Source organism: Streptomyces sp. Ncost-T10-10d (genome assembly GCF_900091955.1).
In the GTDB taxonomy this organism is placed as follows: domain Bacteria; phylum Actinomycetota; class Actinomycetes; order Streptomycetales; family Streptomycetaceae; genus Streptomyces.
The window spans coordinates 16,801-43,182 of record NZ_FMDF01000152.1 but is presented as its reverse complement, the minus strand read 5'-3'; the positions used below and the strand labels follow the sequence as shown (position 1 = coordinate 43,182).

Genomic DNA, 26,382 nt, shown 5'->3' with positions numbered 1-26,382 from the left:
GTCGTCGTTTGCCCGAACACACCCAGTCTTCGCCACGACGGGCCATCATGCGACCGGAGGAAACCAGGCAGGCTCAGTGGCCCTGCGCGAACCGGTCGCGCAGCTCCCGCTTGAGGATCTTGCCGCTCGCATTGCGCGGCAGCTCCTCCACGAAGAGGACCTTCTTCGGGGCCTTGAAATGAGCGAGCCGCTCACGGGCGTGGTCGATGAGTTGAGACTGTGTCGCTTCGTCGCGCAGGACGACCACGGCGGTGACGGCCTCGATCCAACGGTCGTCGGGCAACCCGACGACAGCGACCTCGGCAACGGCGGAATGGGTGTAGAGGGCGTCCTCGACCTGACGGGAGGCGACGAGGACACCGCCGGAATTGATGACGTCCTTCAGCCGGTCGACGACCGTGAAGAAGCCCTCCGTGTCGCGGACGGCAAGGTCGCCGGAGTGGAACCAGCCGTCGCGGAAGGCTTCCGCGGTCTCCTCGGGCTTGTCCCAGTAGCCCTCGCACAACTGGGGCGAGCGGTAGACCACTTCACCGGCCGTGCCGTCGGGGACTTCCATGCCCTCCTCGTCCACGACCCGGGCCTCGACGAAGAGAACGGGCCTGCCGCAGGAGTCCATCCGGCCCTCGTGCTCGTCCGGTCCGAGGACGGTGGCGAGCGGGCCGATCTCGCTCTGACCGAAGCAGTTGTAGAAGGCGAGCGCGGGCAGCCGGTCGCGGAGCCGTTCCAGTACGGGTACGGGCATGATCGACGCGCCGTAGTACGCCTTGCGCAGCCCGCCGAGTTCGCGCGTGGTGAAGCCGGGGTGCTGGGAGATGCCGATCCACACGGTCGGCGGGGCGAAGACGCTGTCGGCCTGCCCCGTCTCGACGAGGTCGAAGATCCGGTTCACATCGGGTGCGTCGAGGATGATGTTCTCTGCACCGACCGCAAGGTAGGGCATCAGGAACACATGCATCTGCGCGGAGTGGTAGAGCGGCAGTGAGTGGACCGGTCGGTCGGTGGCGCGCAGATCGAGCGCGGTGATCGCGCTGACGTACTCGTGGACGAGCGCGCCGTGGGTCATCATCGCGCCCTTGGGGAGTGCGGTGGTGCCCGAGGTGTAGAGCAGCTGGACGAGGGCTTCCGCGGCCGGTTCGCGCTCCGGGGTGAAGGGACGCGGGGTGGTGGTGGCATCGAGGAGGGAGTCCGGCGCGTCGCGCAGCGCGCGTACGGAGAACGTGGCCGGAATCCGGTCGGCGAGGTCCGCGTCGGTGAGGACGAGCGCGCTGCCGGACTGGTCGAGGAGGTACGCGAGGTCGTCACCGGTGAGGTTCTGGTTGACCGGCACATGGACCAGGCCCGCGCGGGCACAGGCGAGGTAGCCGATCAGATACGCGTCGGAGTTGTGCGCGTAGGAAGCGACCCGGTCGCCGGGATGCAGCCCGTGCTCGCCGGTGAGGACCGCCGCCGCGGTACTGACCGCCGTGTCGAGTTCCGCGTAGGTCCAGGACCTGTCCGCGTACCGCAGGGCGGTGCTCGCGGGGGTACGCCGGGCGCTGCGGGCGAGGACACCGTCGACTGTGCTGCTTCGTACACCTGTCATGGCGTGATCCTGTGCGGCCGGAACCCGGTGGTCAAGGGGTCGGATACCGGTCGGGATGTCGACGGGGGTGCGAGGGTGCCGGCTGAGTTGGCGCATGGCGACTCGAACCCTCGGGTAACCGCCTTTCGCGCACGCACAGTCGGAAGGACCGTTGCCTCTCCGTAACCGTCTCGGACTTCTTGCGATATCCGGTCTCGCGCCGTTCACCATGCCGGCATCGCTGCCGCCCGCCGCGGCCGACGGCTCGCGCACACAGCGTCGGTCGGGCGGTGGACTGTCCGCCGTGATCCGGTACACCGAATACGGCATCCCGCACATCGTGGCGAAGGACTACGCGGACCTGGGGTTCGGCAATGGCCGGGCACAGGCCGCCGACCAGGTGTGCACGCCCGCCGACGGCAACGCGACCCGGCGTGGCCGGCGGTCCGGGTACTTCGGTCCGGACGCGGCTGCGGACGAATCGCTCTCGTCCGCGACGAAGAACCTCTCCAGCAGTCTTTCCTTCCGCGGAGTCCGCGAGAGTCACACCGTGGAGAAGCTGCTGAAGGTACCGGCACCGGCGGGTCGGAGTCGCGACGTCAAGGAGCCTGAGCGCGGCTGGGCGGCCGGGTACAACGGTCCTGCGCAACGGGAAGCGCATCCCGCTCGGCGGCGGTACGGAGTCCCTCGGCATCTGGAACACCATATGGGCGGTGCCGGGGCCGAATCGGCGCTGTTCGCAGGAGGTGCGGTTCACTCACGCGCTGCGGGAGCGAGTGGCGAGCAGGGTCGCCAGGACGCACGGCGCGAGCAGCAGCCCGAAGGCGGCGCGGTAGCCGACGAATTCGGTCGAGCCGGCGCCCACACAGGCGTTGAACAAGGCGGAAGAGACGCCCAGAACCGTTATCTGGCCCAGGTTCTGACTGGTCTGCATCGCGCTGCTGGCATAGCCCTGTCGGCCGGACGGGGCGTGGGAGAGCGACAGCACGGTGAGCGAAGGAGCGAGCAGACCCATGCCGACGGCCGCGACGACCATCGCCGATGCGGCAAGGGACGCGGGCATCGCGGGAAGCGTCCCCACGGCGGCAACCACGACCGCCGCCGCCAGCACCAGCTCACCGGCCACGACCAGGCGGTGCCGGGGGACGCGCTCCAGCAGGCGGCTCTGTATCCAGGAGGAGGCGGCCCAGGCCACGGCAGCCCCCGTGAAGGCCAGGCCCGTGACCACGGGGGCCACGTCCCGGCCCGTGACCAGCATCAGCGGCACGAGCGCCTCCAGTGTGAAGAACACTCCTGAACTCAGCCCGCGCAGCAGCACCGTGGCCGGCAGGCCGCGCACGGCACACCACGTACCCGGCGGCAGCAGCCGCGGCGCGAACACCACCAGCAGGGCGAGCCCTCCCACCGCGAAGAGCAGGTGGCGCAGGTCCCAGCCAGAGGCGCCGTACTGCCCCAGCGCCGCGCCCACGCTCACCGCTGTCGCGACCATCAGCGCAGGGCGCGGCGGTCTGTCTCCCGACTCTGCGGGCGCGGCCGGCCGGGAGCGGCCGCGCAGCACTGCCACCACGGCCAGCGCCGGCAGCACGGTCAGGGCGGCCAGGCCGTAGAACACCGCGCGCCAGGACCACCATTCGGCAACCAGCCCGGCCAGCGGGGGGCCGACCAGCGACGGAATGATCCAGCAGGCACTCATCAACGCCAGAGCACGCGACCGAAGCCGGTCGGGGTAGGCCTGCCCGATGGCGGCATTGATCGACACAGCGACCATCCCGCCCGCCAATCCGTCCAGGAAGCGCCCGGCCGCCAGTTGCCAGATCGAGGTGCTGGCGGCCGAGACGAGCAGGGTGACCACGGCCAGCACCATGCCCGCCGCCAGCGGACGTTGTGCCCCGGCACGGTCCGCCCAATGACCGCCCAGTACCCCGCCCAGCAGACTCGCCGCCACGAAGCATCCCGCCACCAGCGGGAAGAGCGACACCCCGTCCAGGTCCCGTGCGGCCGTCGGCAGTGTGGGGACCACTGCCAGCGCGGCGAGCCCGGTCAGGAACATCACCGCGGTGAAACCGGCGGTGGCGGCCGCGTACGTTCGGGAGAACAGTCCCTCGGCGGTCTCGGAATGCGCCGACGGACGATCGGCCATCGCCGCAGGCGAGCCACTCGATGAACGCTGGTGGGAATCGGTCACGAGCGCACAAGGTATGTGGAGCGCACAAGGACATGCCACTCGTTTTCTGGCTGCCGCCGCCCCGGGCACGGACCGACGAGCATCAGGGCCCTCAACCTCATGAGGCGGCATCCGGCCGACAGGCCCGCCCCCTGCTTCGCCGAGCCGGCGCGTACAGCGTTGCCCCGCGGTTCGGAGCGGACCGCAGGGATTCCACATCCGCGATGCGGGGGCGGTCGGACATCCGGGCCACGGCCACGGAAACGGTGGAAGATTCGAGTCCCGCGACGGCGGGTCCGGTGCCGTCGATGGGGTCCACGACGAGCAGGAACTCGGGTGCGGCGCCGTGGAATTGCAGTCCTCGGTTCTGAGCCGTTGGGCGCGCCGCCTCGCCCCTGTCCGGCGCCGTCGATTCGTCCCCGTTCCCGTCGAGGGGTTCCGCCGGTGACAGTCCGTCAGAACACAACATGGAGAGAGCACTTCACAACGCCCGCTCGTGGCCCTCCCAGTACGGATCGCGCAGCCGCCTCTTGTACAGCTTGCCGTTGGGATCGCGGGGCATCTCCTCGATGAAGTCGATACTCCTGGGGCGCTTGTACCCGGCCAGATGGTGTTCGCAGTGGCTCAGGATCTCGGTGGCCAGCGCTTCCCCCGCCCCGTGTGTCCCGGCCGGTTCGACGACCGCCTTGACCTCCTCGCCCCAGTCGGGATGCGGAATGCCGAAGACGGCCACGTCGGCGACCGCGGGGTGGCTGAGGAGGGCGCTCTCGATCTCGGCGGGATAGATGTTGACACCACCGGAGATGATCATGTCGATCTTGCGGTCGCGGAGGAAGAGGTAGCCGTCCTCGTCGAGAATGCCGAGGTCGCCGACGGTGAAGAAGTCGCCGATGCGGTTCTTCCTCGTCTTGGTCTCGTCCTTGTGGTAGCTGAAGCCGCCGGTGTTCATCTTCATGTAGACGGTGCCGAGCTCGCCGGGCGGCAGGCGCTTGCCGTCGTCGTCGAAGACGGCGAGTTCGCTGATCGGCCAGGCCCTGCCGACCGTGCCCGGTTTCTTCAGCCAGTCCTCGGCGGTGGCGAATGCGCCGCCGCCCTCGCTGGCGGCGTAGTACTCCTCGACGCATCGCCCCCACCAGTCGATCATGGCCCGTTTGACGTGGTCGGGGCAGGGTGCTGCGCCGTGGATGGCGTGGCGCATGGCCGTGACGTCGTATCCCCGCTTCACCTCGTCGGGGAGGGCGAGGAGGCGGTGGAACTGGGTCGGGACCATGTGTGTGTGGGTGCAGTGGTGGGTGTCGATGAGGCGCAGCATCTCTTCCGGCGTCCACTTGTCCATCACGACCAGCGGGTGCCCGATGTGCAGGGACGCTCCCGCGAACTGGAGGACGGCCGTGTGGTAGAGCGGCGAGCAGACGAGATGGACGTTGCCGTCGAAGGGTTTGATGCCGAAGATGCCGAGGAATCCGCCGAGGTGGCTCTCTTCGGGGAGCTTTCCGGGGAGCGGACGGCGGATGCCGCGCGGGCGGCCGGTGGTACCCGAGGTGTAGTTCATGACCCAGCCGAGAGTCCGGGCCTCGGGGGGTGCATCGGACTGTCCTTCGAGTAGTTCGGCGTACGGGCGGAAGCCGTCGACCGTGCCTACGGCATAGCGGTGGCCGGCCGGAAGCTCGGCCTCGTCCGCGGCTGCGGTCGCCGCCTGGGCGAACCGCTCGTGGGCGATGAGCACCTTGGCTCCGGAGTCGGCGACGATCCAGGCGATCTCGGGGCCGACGAAGTGGTGGTTGACGGGTACGAGATAGAAGCCGGCCTGGGAAGCGGCGAGGTAGGCGGTGAAGAACTCGACACCGTTGGGCAGGACGACCGCGAAGGCGTCGCCCCGTCGGAGCCCGGCCGCGCGCAGTCCGTGGACCAGGCGGTTGGCTGCGGCGTGCAGCCGGCCCGCCGTCCAGCTCTCGCCGTCGGGTGCGATCAGAACCGTACGGCCGGGATCGGCAGTGGCCTGGGCCCAGAAACCGTTGGGCGGCCGGTTCATGAGGCGCTCCGTCCGGCGATGCGGTTGATCCGGTCCACGGCGCGCTCGAAGCCGCGGGTCAGATCGTCGAAGACGGCCTGAACGCTGCGTTCACTGTTCATCCGGCCGACGATCTGACCGACGGGAGTGCCGAGCAGCGCACCGGTCTCGTACTTCTGAATACGGGAGACGGCTTCGGCGACCAGCAGCCCCTGGAGCGGCATGGGCAGCGTGCCGGGGCCCGACGGGTCGTCCCAGGCGTCGGTCCATTCAGTACGGAGCTGGCGTGCGGGTTTACCGGTGAGCGCGCGGGAGCGGACGGTGTCGCCGGAGCCCGCGGCAAGGAGTTTGCGGGTCAGCGCGCGGGAGTGGAGGTCCGCCTCTTCCGTGGTCAGCCAGAGGGAGCCGAGCCACACGCCCTGGGCGCCCAGGGCGAGTCCGGCGGCGATCTGCTCTCCGCTGCCGATGCCGCCGGCGGCGAGGACGGGGAGCGGCCCCACGGCGTCGACCACGTCCGGGACCAGGACCATGGAGGCGATCTCACCGGTGTGGCCGCCCGCCTCGTACCCCTGGGCGACGACGATGTCGATGCCCGCGTCCGCGTGGTGGCGGGCGTGTCTGGCACTTCCGGCGAGCGCGGCAACGAGAACGTCCTGATCGTGGGCGCGTCGGACGACGTCGGCGGGCGGCGACCCGAGGGCGTTGGCGAGGAGTTTGATGGGGTGGTCGAAGGCGACGTCGAGCTGGTTGCGGGCGACTTCCTCCATCCATCCGGTGATGCGCCAGCCGGACTCCTCGCCCTCGGCGAGTTCCGGTACGCCGTGCTTGGCCAGAGTGTCCTGGACGAACTGGCGGTGTCCGGCCGGGATCATCGCCTCGACGTCGGCCTCGGTCACCCCCTCCACCTTCTTCGCGGGCATGACGACGTCGAGACCGTACGGCTTGCCGTCGGTGTGCTCCTGCATCCAGTCCAGGTCACGTGCGAGGTCGTCGGGGGCGGTGTAGCGGACTGCGCCGAGTACGCCGAATCCGCCGGCCCGGGTGATGGCCGCGGCCACCGCGGGGAACGGCGTGAAGCCGAAGATGGCGTGCTCGACTCCCAGTTTCTTGCTCAGCTCCGTCTCCATGGGGCGCAGGATGCCGCAGTCGGACATCCGAGGGAAGAGATTATCTGATGCAGTGTCAGATTCTTTGTGGCGCCGGGGGCCTCCGCGACAGCAGTGGTGACAGTAATCTCTGCGGCGGCAGGAAGTTTCATCATCGGACGAAATTTAGAAAGTTACTTTCGCGCAGCAGGAAGGGGTTCCGGATGACCGAGGACACGGCCGGCAGAGGGATCAGCCGACGCAGGCTGGGCGGTGGGATGCTGGCCCTGGGCGGAGCACTCGCCCTGGCGCCGATTCCGTTCGCGGAACGGGCGTCGGCCATGGAGTCGGGGGCGGGGTCGTCGGATATGAACGCAGGGACCGGGACGAGCGCGGAATCCGGGCAGGCCCGGCCGACGCTGCGGCGCGGATCCGCCGCCCGTGCCGGGTTGTTGCAGGGGCCTTTGGACCAATTGGTGGTCGACGCGGAGAAGTTCCTCTCCAACTCCCCCAAACACCCTTGGTACGCGGGTGCGGTGCTGCTCGCCGGGCGAGGTGGCACGGTGGCACTGCACCACCCGATCGGCAAGGCCGTGCGCTACGCGGCGTACGACGAGAAGACCGACACGGGGGTGGAGTTCCCGCCCGACCAGCAGATCGCCATGGCCGAGGACACGGTCTTCGACCTGGCTTCGGTGTCGAAGCTGTTCACCTCGATCCTGGCCGTGCAGCAGATCGAGCGCGGAGCACTGGAGCTGGAGGCGAAGGTTGCCTCGTATCTGCCCGATTTCGCCCGTGGCGGCAAGCAGGACATCACGATCCGTCAGCTGCTCACGCATACATCCGGCTTCCGTGCCTGGATTCCGCTGTACAAGGCACCCACGCGGGAGGGGAAGCTGGAGCTGCTCTGGAACGAGGTACCTGCCAACCCGCCCGGCACGGTCTACCTCTACTCCGACCTCAATCTGATCTCGCTGCAACTGGTCCTGGAGAAGATCACCGGCCGCACGGAGGATGTCCTGCTCCGTGAGCAGATCACCGCTCCGCTCGGTATGCACCGCACTCGGTACAACCCACCGGCCTCCTGGAGGCCGAAGATCGCCGCAACCGAGGATGCCCGGCTCCCATGGTCCGGCCTCGACCGCGGACTGGTCTGGGGCGAGGTGCACGACGAGAACGCGTACAGTCTGGACGGCGTGGCGGGCCACGCCGGAGTCTTCTCCTGTGCCTGGGACCTCGCGATCCTCGCCCGTACGCTGCTCAACGGCGGGATCTACGGCCGCGCGAGGATTCTCTCCGCGGAATCGGTGGACCTGCTGTTCACGGACTTCAACACCGCGTTCCCCGGCGATGCGCACGGACTCGGCTTCGAGCTCTACCAGCACTGGTACATGGGGGCTATGGCAACCCCTCGCACCGCAGGCCACACCGGTTTCACCGGCACCAGTCTGGTCCTGGACCCCACGACCGACTCGTTCCTGATCGTCCTCGGTAACTCGGTGCACCCGGTGCGCAGTTGGCGCTCCGGCAGCGCGCCACGCGTCGCCACCGCCAACCAGATGGCGCGCGCCGTCGCGGTCCGTCCCACCCGGGGGCGTACGGCGTGGTTCTCGGGACTGGCGAGTGGCACCGGCGCCACGCTCACGCTGCCCGCGCTGCGTCTCGCATCGTCGCGGGCCCGGCTGAGTTCGGCCCTTTGGTGGGACACCGAGCCCGGGTCCGATTTCCTCTTCCTGGAGGCGTCGGCGGACGCAGGGTCGACCTGGCAGGCGGTGCCGTTCACCACCGTACCGATGACCGGTCGACACCACCCGGAGCCCGAACCGCATCCGACGGGTTCGGTCTCCGGCTGGTCCGGCCGGGTCTGGCACCGCCTCGACGCCGACCTCGCCGCATGGCGCGGCAAGGAGGTGCGGCTGCGGTGGCGGTACGCCACGGATCAGCGGTACGTCGGGCGCGGGGTGTACGTGGACGCCGTCCGGGTCGACGACGGCAACCGGACGGTCTTCGACGAGAGCCGGTCCGGGGATGCCGCGGGCATCGAGGCGCAGGGATGGGCGGCTTCAGCGGACTGAGGCGGGGCGGACTGAGGCGGCCGTCGAGCCATGGGCCGGCCGTGCCGGGGAAGGGCCGTCCCCCTTCCCCGGCACGGTCACAGCAGCTGGACGGCGAGTGCCGTGATGAGGACGCTGGAGACCAGAGCGGTGACGAGCTGCCCGCGGCCGCTCGTCACCACCCGCCCGAGCAGTGCTCCCCCACCGGCGAGCAGCAGCTGCCAACTGGCCGACGCCACAAAGGCGGCCAGTACGAACACCGCCCGCTCCAGGTGGTCCGCGTCGGCGGTGATACGGCTGCCGAGCACGAGCGCCGCGAAGTAGATGACAGTGGCGGGGTTCATCATGGTCATCCCGAGCAGCATCAGGTAGGACCGTGCCGGACTGACGGGGTCCGTCCCGATCCGGTCCACAGTCCGCCGCCCCCGGTACCGCTCGATCGCCGCCGTTCCGCCGCGGACCGCCAGCGCGATCAGCACCAGTGCCGACGCCCATCGCAGAGTCGGCATGACCGGTGCGAGCACACGCGTGAGCGAGGAACCCCCCACCACCGCGACGACCGCGTAGAGACCGTCGGCGGTTGCGACACCCAGGGCCGCACAGGCCCCCGTGCTCAGAGACGTCCGCGCGGTGAGGCCCACCAGGTAGGTCCCGACCGCCCCCACCGGGATGGCGATGCCGTACCCGGCCAGAAGTCCCGCGACCAGGACGGCGATCATGCGCGTTCGGAAGTCGGTCTCCGCAGTCCGCCGGGCTGCTGCTGACCGAGCACCGAGCGGGCGGCGGAGATCGGCGGCAGCGGGGCGGTGATCGATTCCATGGGCAGATGGTCGGGCCGGCGCGGCACCGTGGGCAAGGCATTTTCGTGACGCCGGACCGTCCGGGGCCGGCAGCACGGCTTCGGCACCCCCCTCCTTCCGCGGGGCGGGTGCCTGCGACGGAGAATGCTCCGATGACTACATCTCCGCAGAAGTGGACGCGCGCCGAGCGACTTGATGCCGACCGGGTGACTGAAGCCCTGTACGCCGAGGCAGGTGTCCGGCTGGTGGTGGAGGGGCGCTGTCCGGGAGGGGAGGTCGGTGCCGCGTACGTGCGGTGGCCCGACGGCCATCGGTCCGTGCTGAAGTGGCGGCCCGATACGCGGCTCGAGGATCTGCGAGCGGGACCGTTGGCGGTGTGCCAAGTGCTGCACGCGCAAGGGTATCCCTGCCCGTCGACGGAGTTGGCGGTCCAGGTGGATCACGCGGTCGTTCTGGTCCAGGAGTGTCTGCCCGGCACGCCGGTGAAGTGCCTGGACCATCATGGTCTGGATCGGGCACTGGCCCTGAACGAGTCGCAGGCCGGGCTGTTGCCCGGACGTACGGATGTCCCGTCGATGAACCTGTATCTGCTCGACGACGGCCCCGGCTACTGTCTTCACGGGCCATTGCGTCGGCACAGCCGGCGCAGCGGTGCCCTGGAGCACCGGGTCACTTCGGTCGGGGCCGATCACCCACACCAGCTGCCCGGGCACGACGTCGTGCACCACGACTTTCACCACGGCAACCTGCTCGCCCTCGACGGTTCGGTCACCGGCGTCATCGACTGGGACGGCGCCGGCCGGGGCGACCGCCGTTTCGACCTGGTCACCCTGCGCTTCGGGCTGCACGCGAACGAGCAGGCCCCGGGCGTCACGAGCCGGCTCGACGACCTTCTGGACGGGCTGCCCGACGATGTCCTGCGTCCCTCCTGGGCGCACATGAGTCTGCGCATGGTCGACTGGGCCATCAGGCACTTCGCGCCGGGCGACGTCGAGCATTGGCTCGACCTGGCCGAGCAACGCCTGTGACGAGCGGACGGTACGTGTGCTGCGGCGCAGCTGCGCTGAGCAAAGCGTTGCAGATGCCGGCAGGGGGATGACACTCCACAGTCAGCGGGGTGGCACCAGATGCGATCCGGCGCGACCGGCTGCGACCACCTCACCACCGCCCAGGCACCGAGCCGGCCCGCCGGCGGGGACGGTCCCAGGAGCCGCGGAGCGCGGACCGACCCGGATGCGGGCGGTCGTACACTCACCGCTTCGACTGCTTCCGAGAGCAGGACAGGGTCCCGCCGGGCGACCACAGAAGGCTCTGTGTACGGGACGTGTACCGCGTCAATCGCGTCTGAGCGCGCAGGCGTGTGCTCGACAGCGCACCCGGTGGGCCACCGTCTCAGACAGGCTGGGAGTCGTCCGGCTGGATGCCTGCCCGGCGGGACACGTCCTCGCTGTGCTCCAAGTGGCTGCGCCCCTCCTCGCCGAGCTGCCTGAGCACCCCGGCGAGCACCGTCTCGACGGTGGCCAGCGTCGGGACCATGCTGTCGTACGGCGAAGGCGCGGCGACATGACTGGGCAGGACGACGTCGGCGAGGCTGGTCACCGGCGAGAGCCAGGCGTCGGTGAACAGGACGACCTTGCTTCCGCACTGCGCGGCCATCTCGGCGATGACGATCTTGTCCGGTTCGTAGCGCCGGTAGTCGAAGACCACGAGGACGTCCCTTCGGCCGAGACCCGCCAGGACCGCGGTCCGCTCCACGTCGCGGTCCGGCAGGATGACCACGTCGTCGCGCAGTTGCATGAGGTGCAGCCCAAGGTACTGCGCCAGCAGATGCGTGAACCGGCCGCCGCCCAGGATGATGCGGCGCTTGGGATGGCAGAGCAGGGAGATCGCCGCCTGCACGTCGTGGGGCGGGAGCTCCCGCAGCGTACGGGCGACCTCGGAGCTGAAGACGTCCTGGCCGCCCTCGGGGTGCGCGGTGTCCCGCCCTTCCTCGTCCGGTGCCCCGGGTGACGTGGTGCCGTATCCCCTTGTGCTGTAAAGCTGCAGAGGTGAGGCGCTGCGTTCCTCCAGTTCCTCCCGCAGCGCCGCCTGGAAGTCGGGGAATCCCTTGTAACCGAGCCGGTTGACGAAACGGATCACCGTGGGCGCGCTCACCGCGGCACGTTCGGCGAGCGTGGCCACCGTCTCGAAACCGGCCGACGGGTAACCGGCGAGAAGCACCCGGGCCACCTTGCGTTCGGCGGGGCTGAGGTCACCGAACCGTTGCCGGATCTCTTCGGCGAGTGAGGACATGGGCCGGGCCACCTTTCCAAAGGGGTTCAGATTACGCGGATCGGCGTGCTCCGGGTATCCGGGTCGGCTGTCGCCGTGGAGCCGAGAGCCGTGATCAGTGCCGCAAGCAGGGCGACCCTGGGCGGGACCGTCGTCACGTCCAGCCACTCCTGCGGGCTGTGGTCACCGCCACCGACCGGGCCGAGGCCGTCGAGCGTCGGCACCCCGGCTCCGGCAATGGTGTTGGCGTCGCCGACGCCGCCGGTGGCAGCGGCTCCCAGGTCGAGGCCGAGCTCCGCCCCGGCTTCCCGCGCGTGGGCGAACACAGCGCGGGCCGCCGGGGTGTCCTCCATGGCCGGACATGATTCCGTCTGCCGCACAGTGGCCGTGGTGCCCGGTACGGTCAGGTGGGCGGCGGCGGCCTCGATGGCCTGCCGGGCGCGCTGGATACCCGATCCGGTCGAGGAGCGTACCTCCACATGCAATTCGGCCTCGGGACAGACGATGTTGATACGACTGCCGGCCCGGATCATCCCCACATTGACCGTGACGTCGCCCCACCGTCCGTTCATCTGCTGGCAGACGACGAGCAGCTGTGCGGCGGCGAGCGCGGCGTTCGCTCCGCGTTCCGGTTCGATGCCGGCGTGGGCGGCCCGTCCCGTGACGGTGATCAGGAAGTCCGCCACCCCCTTGCGGGCGATGACGAGGTCGCCGTTCTCCCGGGCGCACTCCAGGCCCAGCCCGTAGTCGACGGCCGCGGCGAGCTCCGCGGTCACCCGGCGGCTGGCCGGGGAGCCGATCTCCTCGTCGGGGGTGGCGAGGAAGACGATCTCCGCGAAGTCCGTCATCCCGCGGCGCAGCAGGAGTTCCACGGCGGTGAGGCCGGCCAGCAGGCCGCCCTTGTCGTCGCTGACTCCGGGGCCGTGGGCGAGCGGGCCGTTACGGGTGAAGGGACGCTGCGCCGCCGTTCCGTCGTCGAAGACGGTGTCCAGGTGTCCGGCGAGAAGGATGCGCCGTCCGCCCTGTTCGGCGGGGAGCCGGCCGCGCAGCCGACCCACCACCAGGTCACCGAAGTGCGTGTCCCGGCCCAGGGCCGTGACGGGCGACCGGTCCACCTCGAACCCCAGGCCGGTCAGGCGTCGCACGGTCCATGCCGCGATGCGATTGACTCCTTCAGGGCTGTACGAGCCGGAGTCGATGGACACCAGATGTTCCAGGTCCGCCAGGTAGCGGGGCTGGAGGGCGAGGGCGTCGGGGAGCAGCAGGGCTGCCGTGCCCCGCTGTCGTATCTCGGGCATCACAGGACCTTCGACAGGAAGGTACGGGTGCGTTCGTGCTGGGGATCGCCGAGTACCTGCCGGGGGTCACCGGCCTCGACCACGACACCGCCGTCCATGAAGACGGCCGTGTCCGCGACCTCCCGGGCGAATCCGATCTCGTGTGTGACGACGACCATCGTCATCCCTTCCGCGGCCAACTGCCGCATCACGTCGAGCACTTCCCCGACCAGTTCCGGGTCCAGAGCCGACGTCGGTTCGTCGAAGAGCATCAGTTTGGGCTTCATCGCGAGCGCTCTTGCGATCGCGACGCGTTGCTGTTGGCCACCGGACAGCTGGGCCGGATAGCGCTCGGCACGGTCGGCGAGGCCTACCCGGTCCAGCAGCCGCAGGGCGTCGGCACATGCCTCGGCCCTGGTGACGCCCGCGACCTTCACGGGCGCCTCCATGACGTTCTCCAGCGCCGTCATGTGCGGAAAGAGATTGAATCGCTGGAACACCATCCCGATGTCGCGGCGGGCGCGGGCGATCTCGCGTTCCTTCAGCTCGTACAGCCGGTTGCCCTGCTGCCGGTAACCGACCGGGGCACCGTCGACGGAAAGGCTGCCTCCGTCGATCTGCTCCAGATGGTTGATGCAGCGCAGGAACGTGGACTTCCCCGAGCCGGAGGGACCCAGCAGGCAGCAGACGCGGCCGCGTTCGACGGTCAGGTCGATACCCCGGAGCACGGAGACCTTCCCGAAGTGTTTACGCACGCCCTCGGCGTGCACCATCGGCATTTCCACTCTCATCTCTCATCCCTTCGAGTCGGTCGATGCGGCGGGGCCGGTGCGGGAGATCCGGAGTGCCGCGCCCGTGACGAGGCGTTGCAGCGGCCCGGTGGCAGGAGTGGCGGGTGCCGTGCCACGGCCGTAGCGGCGCTCCAGCCAGGACTGCGGCAGGCCCAGTGCCGTGACGAGGATCAGGTACCAGATGCTGGCGACCACGAGCATGGGGATGACCTGGTAGTTCTGGGCGTACACGTCCTGGATGTTGGACATCAGGTCGTGGGCGGAGATCACCGAGACCAGAGCGGTCATCTTGAGCATGTTGATCGTCTCGTTCCCCAGCGGCGGGATGATGACCCGCATGGCCTGGGGCAGCACGATGCGCCGAGTGGTCAGGGCCGGTCGCATGCCGAGCGAGTGGGCGGCCTCCGCCTGTCCCGCGTCGACGGACTGGATACCCGCGCGAACGATCTCGCTCGCGTACGCCGCCTCGTTCAGTCCCAGTGCCAGGAGTGCGGCGACCGCGGGGGTGAGCACCGTGTTGGTGTCCATGTCCAGGAAGGTGATGTGGGTGAACGGGATGCCGATCAGGATGTGTTTGTAGAGGGCGCCTGCGTATCCCCAGAAGATGATCTGGACCAGTAGCGGGGTGCCGCGGAAGATCCAGACGAACGCGTTGGCCAGGGTGCGGAGTACGGGGTTGGACGACAGGCGCATCACGGCTACGAGAACGCCCAGCCCGAGGCCGACGGCCATGGCTGCGGCGGTGAGCCACAGGGTGGTGGCCAGGCCGTTGAAGACGAGGTCGGCGAAGACGTAGTGCCCGACGATGTCCCAGTGCAGGTTCTTGTTCCCGGCGAGGGAGCCGATCAGGCCGGCGAGGGAGGTGAGGGCAGCCGCGGCGGCCAGCCATCGGCCCCAGTGCCGGATCGGTACGACGGTGCGGCTCTCCCCGGCTTGCGGTGCGGTGGCCTGGGCGCCGCGTACGGCCCCGGCGGGTGTGAGGGCTGCCATGTCAGGACACCGCCGCGTTCTTGGTGGCCTGCTTCACCGCGATGGAGGCGGCGCCGTACTTGTCGCAGATCTTGCCGAGCGTGCCGTCGTCGATGAGCGCCTGTACAGCCTTCTGGATCGCGTCGGTCAGCCCGGGAAGCTCTTTGCTGACACCGATGCCGTTGGGGGTTGCCTCGTAGCCGCCGCCTGCGGCAGGGTCCTCGACGACCTCGAAGGCTCGGCCGCCGTCGGCGGTCTTCGCCGTCCAGCCGGCGCCGGGCTTCGTCAGCAGATCAGCGACCACCTTCCTTGAGCGCAGGGCGAGTTGGGCGTCGGAATCCTTCGGGAACGTCTGAATGGAGATGGCATCCTTGCCCGCTTCGGCGCACTTGGCCCGATGGGCCTTCAGCACTTCCAGCTGGTGGGTGGCCGCCTCGGTACCGACCTTCTTGCCGCAGAGATCGTCGAGCCGCGTGATCCGGTCCGGGTTCCCCTTGACCACGAGGATTCCCGAGCCCGATACGGAGTAGTCCACGAAGTCCAGGACCCGCTGGCGTTCCTTGGTGTCGGTCATGGCCGAGATGACCGCGTCGAACTTGCCGGCCTGGATGGCGGGCACGATTCCGTCGAACTTCTGGGCGGTGAAGGCGAATCGAACCCCCAGCTTGGCGCCGAGCGCCTGGCCGAGGTCGTAGTCGAGCCCGGTGAGCTCGGGCTGCCCCTCGGTCTTGAACATGATGAACGGCGCATACGGTACGTCGGTGGCCACCCGGACCGTACCGCTGGACCTGACGGCCGCAGGCAGGGAGGCGTGGAGTTTCGCGTCGCGGGTGACATGCACACCTGCGACGGTGACATCGCCTGCGGGAGCGGCAGCGCCACCGGCGGCGCCATCCTTTCCACACGCGGACAGCGCCGTGGACGATGCGATCAACAGTGCAGTGGCCGCTACTGTGCGGCGGACTGGGCGGGTGTGCAACACGGACCCCTCTCGCGGAACTGCCGTGCGGTTGGTTCACCGCCGACCGGATGCCCGCACGTTACACGTCAGGTGCATTTTCGCCATACTGTAACGCCCATAACATATCGATAACGGTCGAACCCTGTGGCGAAGCAAGCAACCAGCTGCGGATACCCCCATCGCCGACTCATGCCTCACGTCGCAGCTGTCGCCCCAACGTCGTTTCAGAACATCGACCTGCACGGAGATATGTAACGCACCAAATCCACGTCTGGACCACCTCGCACTTCGCCGCGACGGGTGACACCAGAGGGCCCATTCGTGCCTGGACCCCACATCAACCCGACGACTACAACACCGACGGTCAGAACGCGAAGAGCAACGCGGTCTACACCATGGCGAGCTACGCCGTGCCCCGCTGCTGCCGTCCTGGACACGAGGGCGCGGCGATCCCTGATCGCCGCGCTCTTGCGTGTCGCATCGACGGCCGGGTCAGTAGGAGTGGTCGGCGGTGACGTCGGCGGAGAGGCCAGCCGCCGCGACCACGATGCGGGGCGCGGCGTTCAGCGCGGTGGCTGCGGCGAGCAGCCGGTCGGCGGTCGCCCGCGGCACCGCTCCGCTGCTCGTGGCCGTTGCCTCCGTGACCGTGCTGGGCCAACCGCTCGCCGCCACCGAAATGGCGGGGGTTGCAGTGATCTCCGCCGGCTTGGCCGGCCTGGCCTTCGCGGACGGGTGGCCCCGTCGCGCCCAACTGCCCGCGCTCGCGGCGGCGACGACCACCGGAGCCGTCATCGCCGGTTACACAGTCGTCGACGGCACAGGTGTCCACCGGTCCCAGACCGTCATCGGCTACATCGCGTGGCTCTTCCTGTGCCAGGGCCCCGTCCTGCCGCTACTGGCACTCGCCCGACGCGGCCGACCCCTGTTCGCGCAGCTCAAGCCGGTCTGCGGGATCGGCCTGGCAGGCGGCGCCATCTCCTTGCTCGCCTATGGCCTCGTCATCTGGGCGCAAGCCCACGGCGACCTCGCAACCGTCGCCGCCCTGCGTGAGACCAGCATCCTCATCGCGGCGCTGATCGCCACGCTCCTCTTCCGCGAGCGCTTCGGCCGTCTGCGCCTCATCGCCGGCACGGTCGTGCTCGCCGGCATCACCGTGCTCGAACTCGCCAGCCCCTGAACGCGACGCCTCGTGCGACGCATTTCCCAGGACACCGCGCGCACCGCCACCAAGTGGCAACTCCCGATACGGAATACGGCCCAGTCGCGCCTCGCCGGCGCCGTGGCACCCCGGCGCGGCGAGCGCAGACGTCGGTCGGGACCTGAGCGTCGGCGCCCTATGCCGTCCGGCCCGCCACCCGCTGCCCGGCTCCGCTCGGCCCGGGGACCGTGGCGGCCACGCCGACCGGGGCCGTCGACTCCCGTACGACCAGTCTCGGCCGGATGAGCAGCGACCGTCCCGCCGCAGGCGCCGAGTCGATCCGCGCGCGCAGCTGCTGGAACGTCTCCGCGGCCATCTCCGGCAACGGCTGGCGGACCGTCGTGAGCGGGGGCTCGAAGAGGTCGGCGAGGAGGATGTCGTCGAAGCCGACCACGGAGACGTCCTGCCCCGCACTGCGTCCGGCGTCCTTGGCACCCCGGCAGATCCCGATCGCGCACATGTCGTTGATGGCGACGAACGCGGTCGGCGGGCGCGGCCCGCCGAGGAGTTCCCTGGCGGCGTTCCGCCCCAGTTCGGCGGCGTCCTTGTCACCGAACTCGGCGGTGTCGGCGCCGGGCCAGACGATCGCGTCGGCCGGGTCGAGACCGGCAGACTCCAGGGCGGCCCGGAAGCCGCGCAGCCGCTCACGGCGGTTGACGCTGTTGACCGATCCGGAGACGAACGCCAGTCGGCGGTGGCCGAGTTCGATCAGATGACGGGTGGCGAGCTCGGCACCCATCGCGTTGTCGACACTGATGGAGGCCAGCGACGGCGGATCGCCCGCCTGTGCGGTGCGGTCGAAGGCGACCATCTTCAGTCCGCGGCTGAGCAGCGGTGTCACATGGTCGAGCGAGGGGAGCGAGGAGCAGAGCACCACTCCGCTGACCCCGTCCGCGAGCAACTCCTCGCCGTACTTGAGCTCGCGGGCCGGATCGCGCTCGCTGTTGCAGAGCAGTACGTGATAGCCCTCGGCGAGCGCGATGGCCTCCAGCTCACGGGCGAGCGCCCCCCAGAACGGGTTGGCGACGGACGGCACGATGAGACCGATGACCTTGATGCGGCCCGTTCGCAGCATCCGGGCCGCGCGATTGGGCCGGTAGCTGAGCTGCTCGATCACCTGCTCCACGCGGGCCAGCGTGGCCGCCTGCATACGGTCCGTACGCCCGTTGAGGACGTTGGAGACCGTGCTCGCGGAGACCCCTGCGGCCTCCGCGACCTGATGGATCGTTACCCCGCTCATGCCACCTCCGGTTCGGAACGCATCTGACCTTAGCAGTGTATCGATTTACTGGACCCGGTTCACCGGTACACCCGTTAACATCCCTGAAAATTCATGTGCATCAGCTGTTGACGTCCCTCTCGGGGCGTTCCTAGCATCAGTGCATCGATTTACCAGCGCTTCTCAGCCATGGCCGAGTTGTCATCGCTGGATCGATCCACGTCTCCACCTCAAAAGGGGTGTCCCATGGAACTCAAAAGACGGTCGCTGCTTGCTGCCATCGGTGCCGGCACCGCTGCCGCCGCCCTCAGCGGGTGCGGCACCGGCACTTCGACGGCCGGCTCCGCCGACGGTCCCGCCGAAGGTGAGATCACTCTGCTCACCCCGATCTACGAAGGTGCCGACGGCAAGACGCTGTTGGAGAAGGAGATACTCGGCGGCTTCCGGAAGAAGTACCCGGACGTCAAGGTGAACGTGGACTACACCACGTACGCCCAGCTCAACGAGAAGATCACCACCGGTCTCGCGGGCGGTCTGCTGCCCGACGTGCTGATGATGGGCGTCGGCTGGATCCCGCCGTTCGCGGCCAAGAAGGCGATCGCCGAACTGCCGGAGAAGTTCGCCTCCGCGCACGACTACGAGAAGCGGGTGCTTGAGCCGTCCCGGTACGACGGCAAGCTGTACGCGCTGCCGGTCGTCCTCGACACCCGCATCGTCGTGTACCGCAAGGACCACTTCGCCGAGGCCGGCATCAAGAAGACCCCGGCGAACTGGGCCGAGCTGCGCGCCGTGGCCAAGCAGCTCACCAAGAACGGACGGGTCGGATTCGACCCGTTCTCCATCGAACTGCGCCAGTGCTGGGAGACCTTCCTCTTCGCCAACGGCGGCCAGCTGTTCAGCGCGGACGGCAAGAAGGTGCTGTTCACCGACGCCCGCGGGGTCGAGGCGCTGCAGTTCTTCAAGGACCTCGTCAAGGACGGCTCCGCCGACTACGCCAAGAAGACGGAGCTCGGTGCCCCGAGCAACGTACAGACCGGCAAGGCGTCGATGATGATGACGAGCAGCGCGCTGTGGAAGCAGGTCGGGGACCAGGCGCCGGAACTACTCAAGGACGACAAGCTCGGGGCGTTCGTCCTCGCCAACCGCAAGCCCGCGATGCTCCAGGGCGGCACCCTCGTCACCCAGTCCGCCAGTTCGAAGCACCCCGCGGCGGCCCGCGCGCTCGTCGAGTACCTCGCCTCGCCCGAGTCGATCCTCGGCGCTGCCAAGCAGCGGGGTTCGGTGCCCGGCCTGAAGGACCTCAGCGACACCTCGTACGTGAAGGAGAACAAGTTCGTCGATCTCTCCCTGCAGAGCATGGGCTACGCGTGCTCCGAGGGCGGCACCCCCGCGTGGATGGAGATCCGCGAGAAGATCAAGCCCACGCTGGAGCCCGCGATCGTGGGCAACCAGTCGGCGAAGGACGCCATCGCTGAACTCGGCCGGCTCGCCGAGGCCGCGATCGGCCGGATGTAAGGACCCGTCGCTGTGGGAGCTACATCCGTATTGAAGGCGCGCCCCGCGCCGCCCTCCGCCCCGGCCGGACACACGGTCCCGAAGAAGCGCTCCGGCCGGGCCCCGACGGGGCCGGGGCGCCGCAGGCAGCGCGCCGGCATGCTGATGGTGGCGCCCGCGCTGCTGCATGCCTCGCTCTGGATCGGCCTGCCGGTCGTCGCATCGGTGGTCCTGGCCTTCACGAAGTACGACGTGCTGACGGCGCCGCAGTTCGTGGGTCTGGACAACTTCAGCGAGATGATGGGCGACGCGGTCTTCCGCAAGTCCATCGTCAACACGGTCGTCTACACCTTCTTCACCGTGCCGTTCGGCATGGCGCTGGGGCTGCTCGTCGCCCTGGCGCTGCACACCGGTCTGAAGGCCAGGGGCATCTTCCGTACCGCGGTCTTCCTGCCGCAGGTGACGGCGACCGTCGCGATCGCGCTGGTCTGGCTGTGGATCTACAACCCGGGCAACGGGCTGCTGAACACACTCCTGTCGTTCCTCGGGATCGACGGCCCGGCCTGGCTCTCGTCGACCTCGTGGGCGATGCCCTCGGTGATCCTGGTCGGCATCTGGCAGGGCATCGGCATGAAGATGCTCATCTATCTGGCCGCGCTGCAGTCCCTGCCGAAGGAGCTGTACGAGGCGGCCTCGGTGGACGGTGCCTCGAAGGTGCGGCAGTTCTTCTCGATCACACTGCCGCTGCTGAAGCCCGCTACGTTCTTCGTCCTCATCACGTCGATGATCAGCGCGTTCCAGTCCTTCGACCAGATCTACATCCTGACCGACGGCGGTCCCGCCAACAGCACCACGATGATGACGTACGAGATCTACAAGTCCGCCTTCCGGGAGTTCCGCGTCGGCTACGCCTGTGCCCAGTCACTGGTGCTGTTCGTGCTGCTGATGGGCTTCACCCTGGTCAACCGGCGGATCATGGGAGGCACCCGTGGCCACAACTGAGCTCCACGCACCGGGGGCCACGCGCAAGTCCCGGCCGGTGAGGAACGGCAAGCCGCTCACCGCCGGCCGGATCGCGCTCTACGTGACCCTCACCGTCGTCTCGCTGCTTATGGTGGTGCCGTTCGTCTGGATGGTGCTCACCTCGCTCAAGACCCCGGTGGAGATCGCCTCCCAGGACGCCGGACTGCTTCCGGAACACTGGGAGTTCGGGAACTACGTCGACGCACTGAAGGCGGCGCCGTTCGCGACGTACGCGCGCAACAGCTTCATCATCGCCTTCAGTCACACCCTCATCAACGTGGTCGTGGCCTCGATGGCCGGGTACTCGCTGGCCCGGATCAAGTTCCGGGGCAGCGAGGTCATCTTCTACCTCTTCATCGCCGCGCTGGTGATCCCCACGTACACCAAGGTGCTGCCGGAGTTCCTGATCGTCCGCTTCATGCCGCTGGCCGGCGGGAACGACATCTTCGGCCAGGGCGGCAGCGGCTGGCTGGACTCCTGGTGGGCGCTGATCATTCCCGGCGCCGTCACCCCGTTCGCGGTCTTCCTCTTCCGCCAGTTCTATCTGGACCTTCCGGTGGAGCTGGAGGAGGCGGCCAGGCTCGACGGTCTGGGCGAGTTCCGGATCTACGCCCGGATCATGACGCCGCAGGTCAAGCCCGCGCTCACCACCGTGGCGCTGCTGACCTTCGAGTCGTCGTGGAACAACTTCCTCTGGCCACTGCTGGTGACCCGCACGGACAGCCTGCGGGTGATCCAGGTGGGACTCTCCGTCTTCAAGACGGAGAACGGCCCCCAGTGGCACTTCCTGATGGCCGGCACCACGCTGGCCACCCTGCCCATGGTCATTCTCTTCCTCATCGGCCAGCGGTACTTCGTGCAGGGCTTCGCGACCGCCGGTCTCAAGTGACCGGTTCCGGTCCCCGCGAACGGAACAGGCCCCACGTCACCGGCTTTCGCCCGAACGACCGTTCTTCGAAAGGTACTTACTCCATGTCTGCTGATCTCAACGGCTCCCGCGCACTGGTGACAGGGGCGGGCCACGGCATCGGCCGCGCCATCGCCGTCGTGCTCGCCGAGGCCGGTGCGGACGTCGCCGTCCACTACAATTCCTCCGCCGACGAGGCCGCGAAGACGGTCGCCGCGATCGAGGCGCTGGGCCGCCGGGCGAAGGCGTTCAAGGCCGACGTCACGGTGACCGGCGATGTGGACCGGCTCGTCGACGAGGCGACCGGCTTCCTCGGCGGGCTGGACGTGCTGGTCTGCAACGCGGGTCATCTGATCGGCCGGGCGACCATCGCCGAGATGTCCGACGACCACTTCGACCAGGTTCTCTCCACCAATCTGACCTCCACGTTCCGTACCGTGCGCGCCGCGATCCCCCACCTGAAGCAGTCGTCGGCCGGCCGCATCATCACGATGTCCTCGCTGGCCGCGCACAACGGAGGCGGCCCCGGCTCGGTGGCCTACGCGGCGGCCAAGGCCGGTGTCCGCGGCTTCACCAAGGGCTTGGCCAAGGAACTCGGCGGCACAGGCATCACGGTCAACACCGTGGCGCCCGGCTTCATCAAGGGCACCGCCTTCCACGACACGTTCACCGCGCCCGAGGCGCAGCAGGCGATGGAGGCGGGCATCCCGGTCGGCCGGGCCGGCACCCCGGAGGATGTCGCCGCGGCGGTCGTGCATCTGGCGTCGCCGTCGTCCGGCTTCCTCACCGCCACCACGGTGGACATCGACGGTGGCGTGTGGCCGCGTTGAGGCGCATCGCCCGGGAACGCGGCGGCTGGTGGCACGCATACGTCTGCCCGGCGCACGGTGTGGAACTCGACCACGGTGACCTGCTCGCCGGCGTCTTCCCGGTGGGCGGTGCGCGGTGTGCGTACGGCTGCCGGGTGGACGACGAGGCGGTGCGCGGCGCGTGGCTGGTGCTGTCGCACCAGGCGTGGGCGCGGCACCTGCGGGTGCTCGCCCATCGCAAGGAGCGCGCGGAGTCGGTGTCGCGGCTGGTGGAGTACGCGGGGCTGTACGCCTCGCTGGCCACCGAGCGGCACGGCGAGGCCCAGTCCTGGATGCTGCGCGGACGGCTCTTCCACCAGGCGCTGACCGACGCCATCTGGGCGGTAAACGTCGGGCACGCCGTGATCACGCTCGCCGAGCAGTCGACCGAGGACCTGGCACCGGTGCTGCCGCTGCTGGACGCGCTGGAGCGGGCCGCTCTCGACGCCCGGGACGTGCTCACCGGTCAGGGCCACCTCGCCTCCAACTACACCGCGTGGCTCAACGCGGCCGGTGTGGCGGCGAGTCGGGGCGCCGCTGCGGCCCGTGGCCAGGAGTGGGACGGCGCCGAACAGTGGCTGGAGGGCGAGCACGGACTGTATGCGCATCTGCGGGTCGCGGTCGCCGACGACGGCTGGGAATGGGAGGGCAGCACCTACTACCACGGGTTCGTGCTGCGGGCCGCGCTGCTGGCGCTGCGCGGCACCGACCCTGCGGCCGTTCCGTCCGATGTGGTGCACGTACTGGCTGCGATGACGGACGTACTGGCGGCGATCGCCACTCCGGGCGGTATTCTGCCCGCGCTGCACGACGGCCCGTACCTGCGCGGTCCGCTCGCGCTGGAGTGGCTCGAACTTGCCGCACTTGCACAGCAGTTGGTTCCCTCCGCCGCTCTCGATGCGGTGGCAGAGCGAGCTCGCGACGAACTCGGCGCACATGACGACGGGCTCGACCGCGAGCTGGGCGGATGGTTCGCGGGCCCCCCGCTGCCGGAGCGTCCGGTGCCGACGCCGGTCACGGTGTTCCCCACCGCCGGATACGCGGTGCTGCACCACGCGGGCGTCCACGCACTGCTGGACTTCGGTCCGCACGGCGGCTCGCACGGGCACCGCGACAAACTGTCCCTGTATCTGTACGGGGACACCACCCCGTGGCAGCCCGACCCCGGTCAAGTTCCTTACGCACACGCCGAATTCCGCGATCTGTACGCATCGACCGAGGCGCACCCCGCCTTCCGGGTGGGCGGCGCGGAACAGATCGAGTGCACCGGGAGGTTGCTCGGCTCGGACGGCTCCTGCGTCACGGCCGAGGTGACGACGGCGTACGAAGGTGTGCGTGCGGTGCGGCAGGTCGCGCTCGGCGACAACTATCTGGTCGACCTGCTGACCGTGACAGCCGAGGACGTACGGCAGGTCACCGCGCAGTTGCGTCCCGGTGTCGCGCTGGACGTCCAGCTCCAGGCCTCGGGCGAGGTCCGCACCACCTGGTACGGCGACGAGGCCCTGCACGGCTGGCACACCCACACGCCCGGCGCGGCCGTGCGTCCGGTCACCCGGCCGGGCCCCGGTCCGGCCGACGATCCGCAGTGCATGCGTACCCGGGTCGACTTCACCGTGAAGTCGGACCGGATCACATTCGCCTCGGTGTATCAGGCGGCGTCGGCGGGCCCCGCCGTCACCGGCGTACAGCTGGACGGTGACGGACTGCTGACGGTCGCGCTGGCCGACGGCAGCTTCGCACGGTTCCGGACGGAGGACTGACCCTTGTTGCTCTCGGCGACCCCGCCGCCCGGTCCGCGCCCCGCGCAGGAGGTGCGACTGTACGAGGAGGCCGCCCGCCACCGCGGGCTGACCCCGCCCCGTACGCATCCTCTGGCCAGCATCACCTGGCTGGGCCCGGCCGCCTCCAACCCGGCGCTGGCCTACCGGGTCGGCGGCGACCCGGCCCATCTGGCGGAGAGCCGCCGCTGGATCGAGGCCGCGGTGCGGCTGCCGCACTGGGGCAAGGCCCATATGCCGGACCACGATCTGGACGCCGGCTGGCTGCTGCACCATCTGTCGCTCGCGTACCGGTGGATCGGCGACGATCTGCCGGACGGGGTGCGGGCACTGCTGCGGTACAAGCTGCTGCTCCAGGGGCGGCGGATGTACGAATTCGCGGTGGCGAGCGAGGGCGGCTGGTGGTCGTCGTCGTACTGGCAGAACCACAACTGGATCTGTTACGCGGGTCTGGCGACGGCCGGATATGTGCTGGGCAAGGAGGAGTGGACCGAGCGTGCCAAGGACAACCTCGGCATGGTCCTCGATCTGATGCCCGAGGACGGCTCGCACGCCGAAGGTGTTGTGTACTGGCGCTACGGCGTGCCCTTCCTCGCCATCCATCTGGATCTCCTCCAGGAGGCGGAGGGCATCAACTGGTGGGGGCGGGGCGGTTTCCTCTCCCGCACCTTCCGCTACCGGCTGCACCAGACCGCCCCGGGCTTCGCGTTCAATGTGGACCACGGCGACTGCCACGACCGGCGCAGCGGGCACAGCGCCGGTCTGTACTACCGTCTGGCGGCCCAGTACGGCATCCCGGAGGCACAGTGGATGGGCGATCTCGCCTCGGGTGAACTGCTGTGGCAGGAAGCAGCGGAGAGCGGGGTGCGGCCCGGGATTCTGCCGGAGGCCTACCTCGAATATCTCTGGTACGACCCGTCCTTGGCCGGCGCCCGCCCCACCGAGACCAGGGCCTTCTTCCCGGATCTCGGTCTGCTCGCGGCCCGTACCGGCTGGGACGACGACGCCACGCTCGTCTCGTTCAAGGCAAGCCCCGGAGGTGGCCACAAGGCGTGGGAGACGTCGGCGAAGCATCGGGCCGACCGGGGCTGGGAAACCCTCAATCAGGGGCACCACCACCCCGATTCGGGCTCGTTCGTGCTGGTCTCGCAGGGCGCGTTCCTCGCGGTCGACGAGGGTTACAGCAACCGCAAGCGGGCCGCGCACCACAATCTGCTGCTGGTGGACGGACAGGGGTACGCGGACGAGGACCGCTATCACGTCTACAAGGACATCCCGTACGAGCGGCAGGCCCGGCAGCGAGATGTGCTCGCCGCCCCCGACTGCGGCTGGGCGCATGCCACGGCGGAGATCGCAGCGATGTACGACCCCGCTCTCGGCGTGCGGCGGCTGGACCGGACGCTGGTGTTCACCCCGTCGGGGCGGCTCGTACTGCTGGACCTCGCCGAGGCGGACGCGGAGCGGGAATGGACGTTCCTGCTGCAGACCGACCGGCCGACCGAGCCGCAGCCGGACGGCAGTCGGCTGATCCGGTCCGGGGCGGCCTCGGCGCTGGTGCGGCAGTTCGCGCCGCGCGACGGCTCCGTGGTCTCCGAGGCCACGGAGGTCGAGGCCAATCCGACGTCGAGTACGCCGGAGCTACGCCTCACCCGCACGCTGCACACGCTGCGTTCGACGACCGCGCGGACGTCGAACGCTGTCTTCCTCACCGCGATCACCCCGGGCGGCGGGCCGGTCGCCGCCGAGCGGGTCGTGTGTGCGGAGGGCGAGGGCATCACCTTCGGCAAGGAGACCGTGCTCCTCTCCCCCGTCACCCGTCGCATCCGTACCGCCGCCGTCGCGGCCGATGCGGCGGCGGTGCTGCTCGGCGGCGACAACTACGCCCCTTATGTGGTGGCGGCCACCCGGCTGGAGCTGGACGGCCGCGTGCTGCTCGATGTCCCGGAGCCGTACACAGGAAAGGTTGGCTGA

The 26,382-nt window shown here is 69.3% G+C and carries 20 protein-coding genes and 1 pseudogene; 10 read left to right on the top strand and 11 right to left on the bottom strand.

The window, feature by feature from the left end; genetic code table 11:
- Positions 1-73 precede the first annotated feature (73 nt).
- Positions 74-1,582, bottom strand: a complete 1,509-nt coding sequence (locus tag GA0115254_RS27105; RefSeq protein ID WP_093897908.1) for an acyl-CoA synthetase — start codon at positions 1,580-1,582, stop codon at positions 74-76.
- 151 nt (positions 1,583-1,733) lie between these two features.
- On the opposite strand from GA0115254_RS27105, the pseudogene GA0115254_RS27100 reads away from it, so the two are divergent.
- A pseudogene (locus GA0115254_RS27100) lies at positions 1,734-2,222 on the top strand (penicillin acylase family protein); the annotation flags it as partial.
- 96 nt (positions 2,223-2,318) lie between these two features.
- On the opposite strand, the gene GA0115254_RS27095 reads toward GA0115254_RS27100, so the two are convergent.
- The 3 genes from GA0115254_RS27095 to GA0115254_RS27080 form a co-directional block, all read right to left on the bottom strand.
- On the bottom strand, positions 2,319-3,701 hold the full coding sequence (locus tag GA0115254_RS27095) for an MFS transporter (RefSeq protein ID WP_093897907.1): 1,383 nt from the start codon (positions 3,699-3,701) through the stop codon (positions 2,319-2,321).
- A 505-nt stretch (positions 3,702-4,206) separates the two neighbouring features.
- Positions 4,207-5,757 carry an acyl-CoA synthetase gene (locus tag GA0115254_RS27085; protein WP_093897905.1) on the bottom strand — a complete coding sequence of 517 codons (1,551 nt, stop codon included), beginning with the start codon at positions 5,755-5,757 and terminating at the stop codon, positions 4,207-4,209.
- Positions 5,754-6,863 (bottom strand): NAD(P)H-dependent flavin oxidoreductase, encoded by a 1,110-nt coding sequence (locus GA0115254_RS27080; RefSeq protein ID WP_093897968.1) that lies wholly within the window; start codon positions 6,861-6,863, stop codon positions 5,754-5,756. Before GA0115254_RS27080 ends, GA0115254_RS27085 begins: the two co-directional genes overlap by 4 nt.
- Positions 6,864-7,045: 182 nt before the next feature.
- Between GA0115254_RS27080 and GA0115254_RS27075 the strand changes: the two genes are divergently transcribed.
- Positions 7,046-8,896 (top strand): serine hydrolase domain-containing protein, encoded by a 1,851-nt coding sequence (locus GA0115254_RS27075; protein ID WP_093897904.1) that lies wholly within the window; start codon positions 7,046-7,048, stop codon positions 8,894-8,896.
- A 77-nt stretch (positions 8,897-8,973) separates the two neighbouring features.
- Here the strand turns inward: GA0115254_RS27075 and GA0115254_RS27070 are convergent, their stop codons facing one another.
- On the bottom strand, positions 8,974-9,594 hold the full coding sequence (locus tag GA0115254_RS27070) for a LysE/ArgO family amino acid transporter (RefSeq protein WP_093897903.1): 621 nt from the start codon (positions 9,592-9,594) through the stop codon (positions 8,974-8,976).
- 233 nt (positions 9,595-9,827) lie between these two features.
- On the opposite strand from GA0115254_RS27070, the gene GA0115254_RS27065 reads away from it, so the two are divergent.
- Positions 9,828-10,703: a phosphotransferase gene (locus tag GA0115254_RS27065; protein ID WP_093897902.1), complete on the top strand. Its 876-nt coding sequence runs from the start codon at positions 9,828-9,830 to the stop codon at positions 10,701-10,703.
- A gap of 364 nt (positions 10,704-11,067) precedes the next feature.
- Here GA0115254_RS27065 and GA0115254_RS27060 read toward each other — a convergent pair whose 3' ends face one another.
- From GA0115254_RS27060 to GA0115254_RS27040, 5 genes are read right to left on the bottom strand one after another with little or no spacing between them, the layout of a single operon-like run.
- Positions 11,068-11,967, bottom strand: a complete 900-nt coding sequence (locus GA0115254_RS27060; protein ID WP_093897901.1) for a MurR/RpiR family transcriptional regulator — start codon at positions 11,965-11,967, stop codon at positions 11,068-11,070.
- Between the two features lie 26 nt (positions 11,968-11,993).
- Positions 11,994-13,244 (bottom strand): M20/M25/M40 family metallo-hydrolase, encoded by a 1,251-nt coding sequence (locus GA0115254_RS27055; RefSeq protein ID WP_093897900.1) that lies wholly within the window; start codon positions 13,242-13,244, stop codon positions 11,994-11,996.
- Positions 13,244-14,014 (bottom strand): amino acid ABC transporter ATP-binding protein, encoded by a 771-nt coding sequence (locus GA0115254_RS27050; RefSeq protein WP_093897899.1) that lies wholly within the window; start codon positions 14,012-14,014, stop codon positions 13,244-13,246. The genes GA0115254_RS27055 and GA0115254_RS27050 overlap by 1 nt, the downstream gene beginning before the upstream one ends.
- 3 nt (positions 14,015-14,017) lie before the next feature.
- Positions 14,018-15,004, bottom strand: a complete 987-nt coding sequence (locus tag GA0115254_RS27045; RefSeq protein ID WP_093897898.1) for an amino acid ABC transporter permease — start codon at positions 15,002-15,004, stop codon at positions 14,018-14,020.
- Between the two features lies 1 nt (position 15,005).
- A complete protein-coding gene (locus GA0115254_RS27040; RefSeq protein ID WP_256102799.1) occupies positions 15,006-15,824 on the bottom strand; it encodes an ABC transporter substrate-binding protein in 819 nt (272 codons plus the stop codon).
- Between the two features lie 760 nt (positions 15,825-16,584).
- On the opposite strand from GA0115254_RS27040, the gene GA0115254_RS27035 reads away from it, so the two are divergent.
- Complete coding sequence (locus GA0115254_RS27035; RefSeq protein ID WP_256102798.1) at positions 16,585-17,121, top strand: EamA family transporter; 537 nt, start codon at positions 16,585-16,587, stop codon at positions 17,119-17,121.
- A gap of 157 nt (positions 17,122-17,278) precedes the next feature.
- Here the strand turns inward: GA0115254_RS27035 and GA0115254_RS27030 are convergent, their stop codons facing one another.
- Positions 17,279-18,382, bottom strand: a complete 1,104-nt coding sequence (locus GA0115254_RS27030) for a LacI family DNA-binding transcriptional regulator (protein ID WP_093897895.1) — start codon at positions 18,380-18,382, stop codon at positions 17,279-17,281.
- A gap of 225 nt (positions 18,383-18,607) precedes the next feature.
- Here GA0115254_RS27030 and GA0115254_RS27025 point away from each other — a divergent pair, with 225 nt between their 5' ends.
- From GA0115254_RS27025 to GA0115254_RS27000, 6 genes are all read left to right on the top strand, one after another.
- Positions 18,608-19,876 (top strand): ABC transporter substrate-binding protein, encoded by a 1,269-nt coding sequence (locus GA0115254_RS27025; protein WP_093897894.1) that lies wholly within the window; start codon positions 18,608-18,610, stop codon positions 19,874-19,876.
- A 12-nt stretch (positions 19,877-19,888) separates the two neighbouring features.
- A complete protein-coding gene (locus GA0115254_RS27020) occupies positions 19,889-20,857 on the top strand; it encodes a carbohydrate ABC transporter permease (RefSeq protein ID WP_256102797.1) in 969 nt (322 codons plus the stop codon).
- Positions 20,844-21,767: a carbohydrate ABC transporter permease gene (locus tag GA0115254_RS27015; protein WP_256102796.1), complete on the top strand. Its 924-nt coding sequence runs from the start codon at positions 20,844-20,846 to the stop codon at positions 21,765-21,767. Before GA0115254_RS27020 ends, GA0115254_RS27015 begins: the two co-directional genes overlap by 14 nt.
- Positions 21,768-21,850: 83 nt before the next feature.
- On the top strand, positions 21,851-22,615 hold the full coding sequence (locus GA0115254_RS27010) for an SDR family NAD(P)-dependent oxidoreductase (RefSeq protein WP_093897893.1): 765 nt from the start codon (positions 21,851-21,853) through the stop codon (positions 22,613-22,615).
- Positions 22,603-24,393 (top strand): heparinase II/III domain-containing protein, encoded by a 1,791-nt coding sequence (locus tag GA0115254_RS27005; protein WP_256102795.1) that lies wholly within the window; start codon positions 22,603-22,605, stop codon positions 24,391-24,393. Before GA0115254_RS27010 ends, GA0115254_RS27005 begins: the two co-directional genes overlap by 13 nt.
- A gap of 3 nt (positions 24,394-24,396) precedes the next feature.
- Entirely contained in the window at positions 24,397-26,382 is a 1,986-nt protein-coding gene (locus GA0115254_RS27000; RefSeq protein ID WP_093897892.1) for a hypothetical protein, read from the top strand.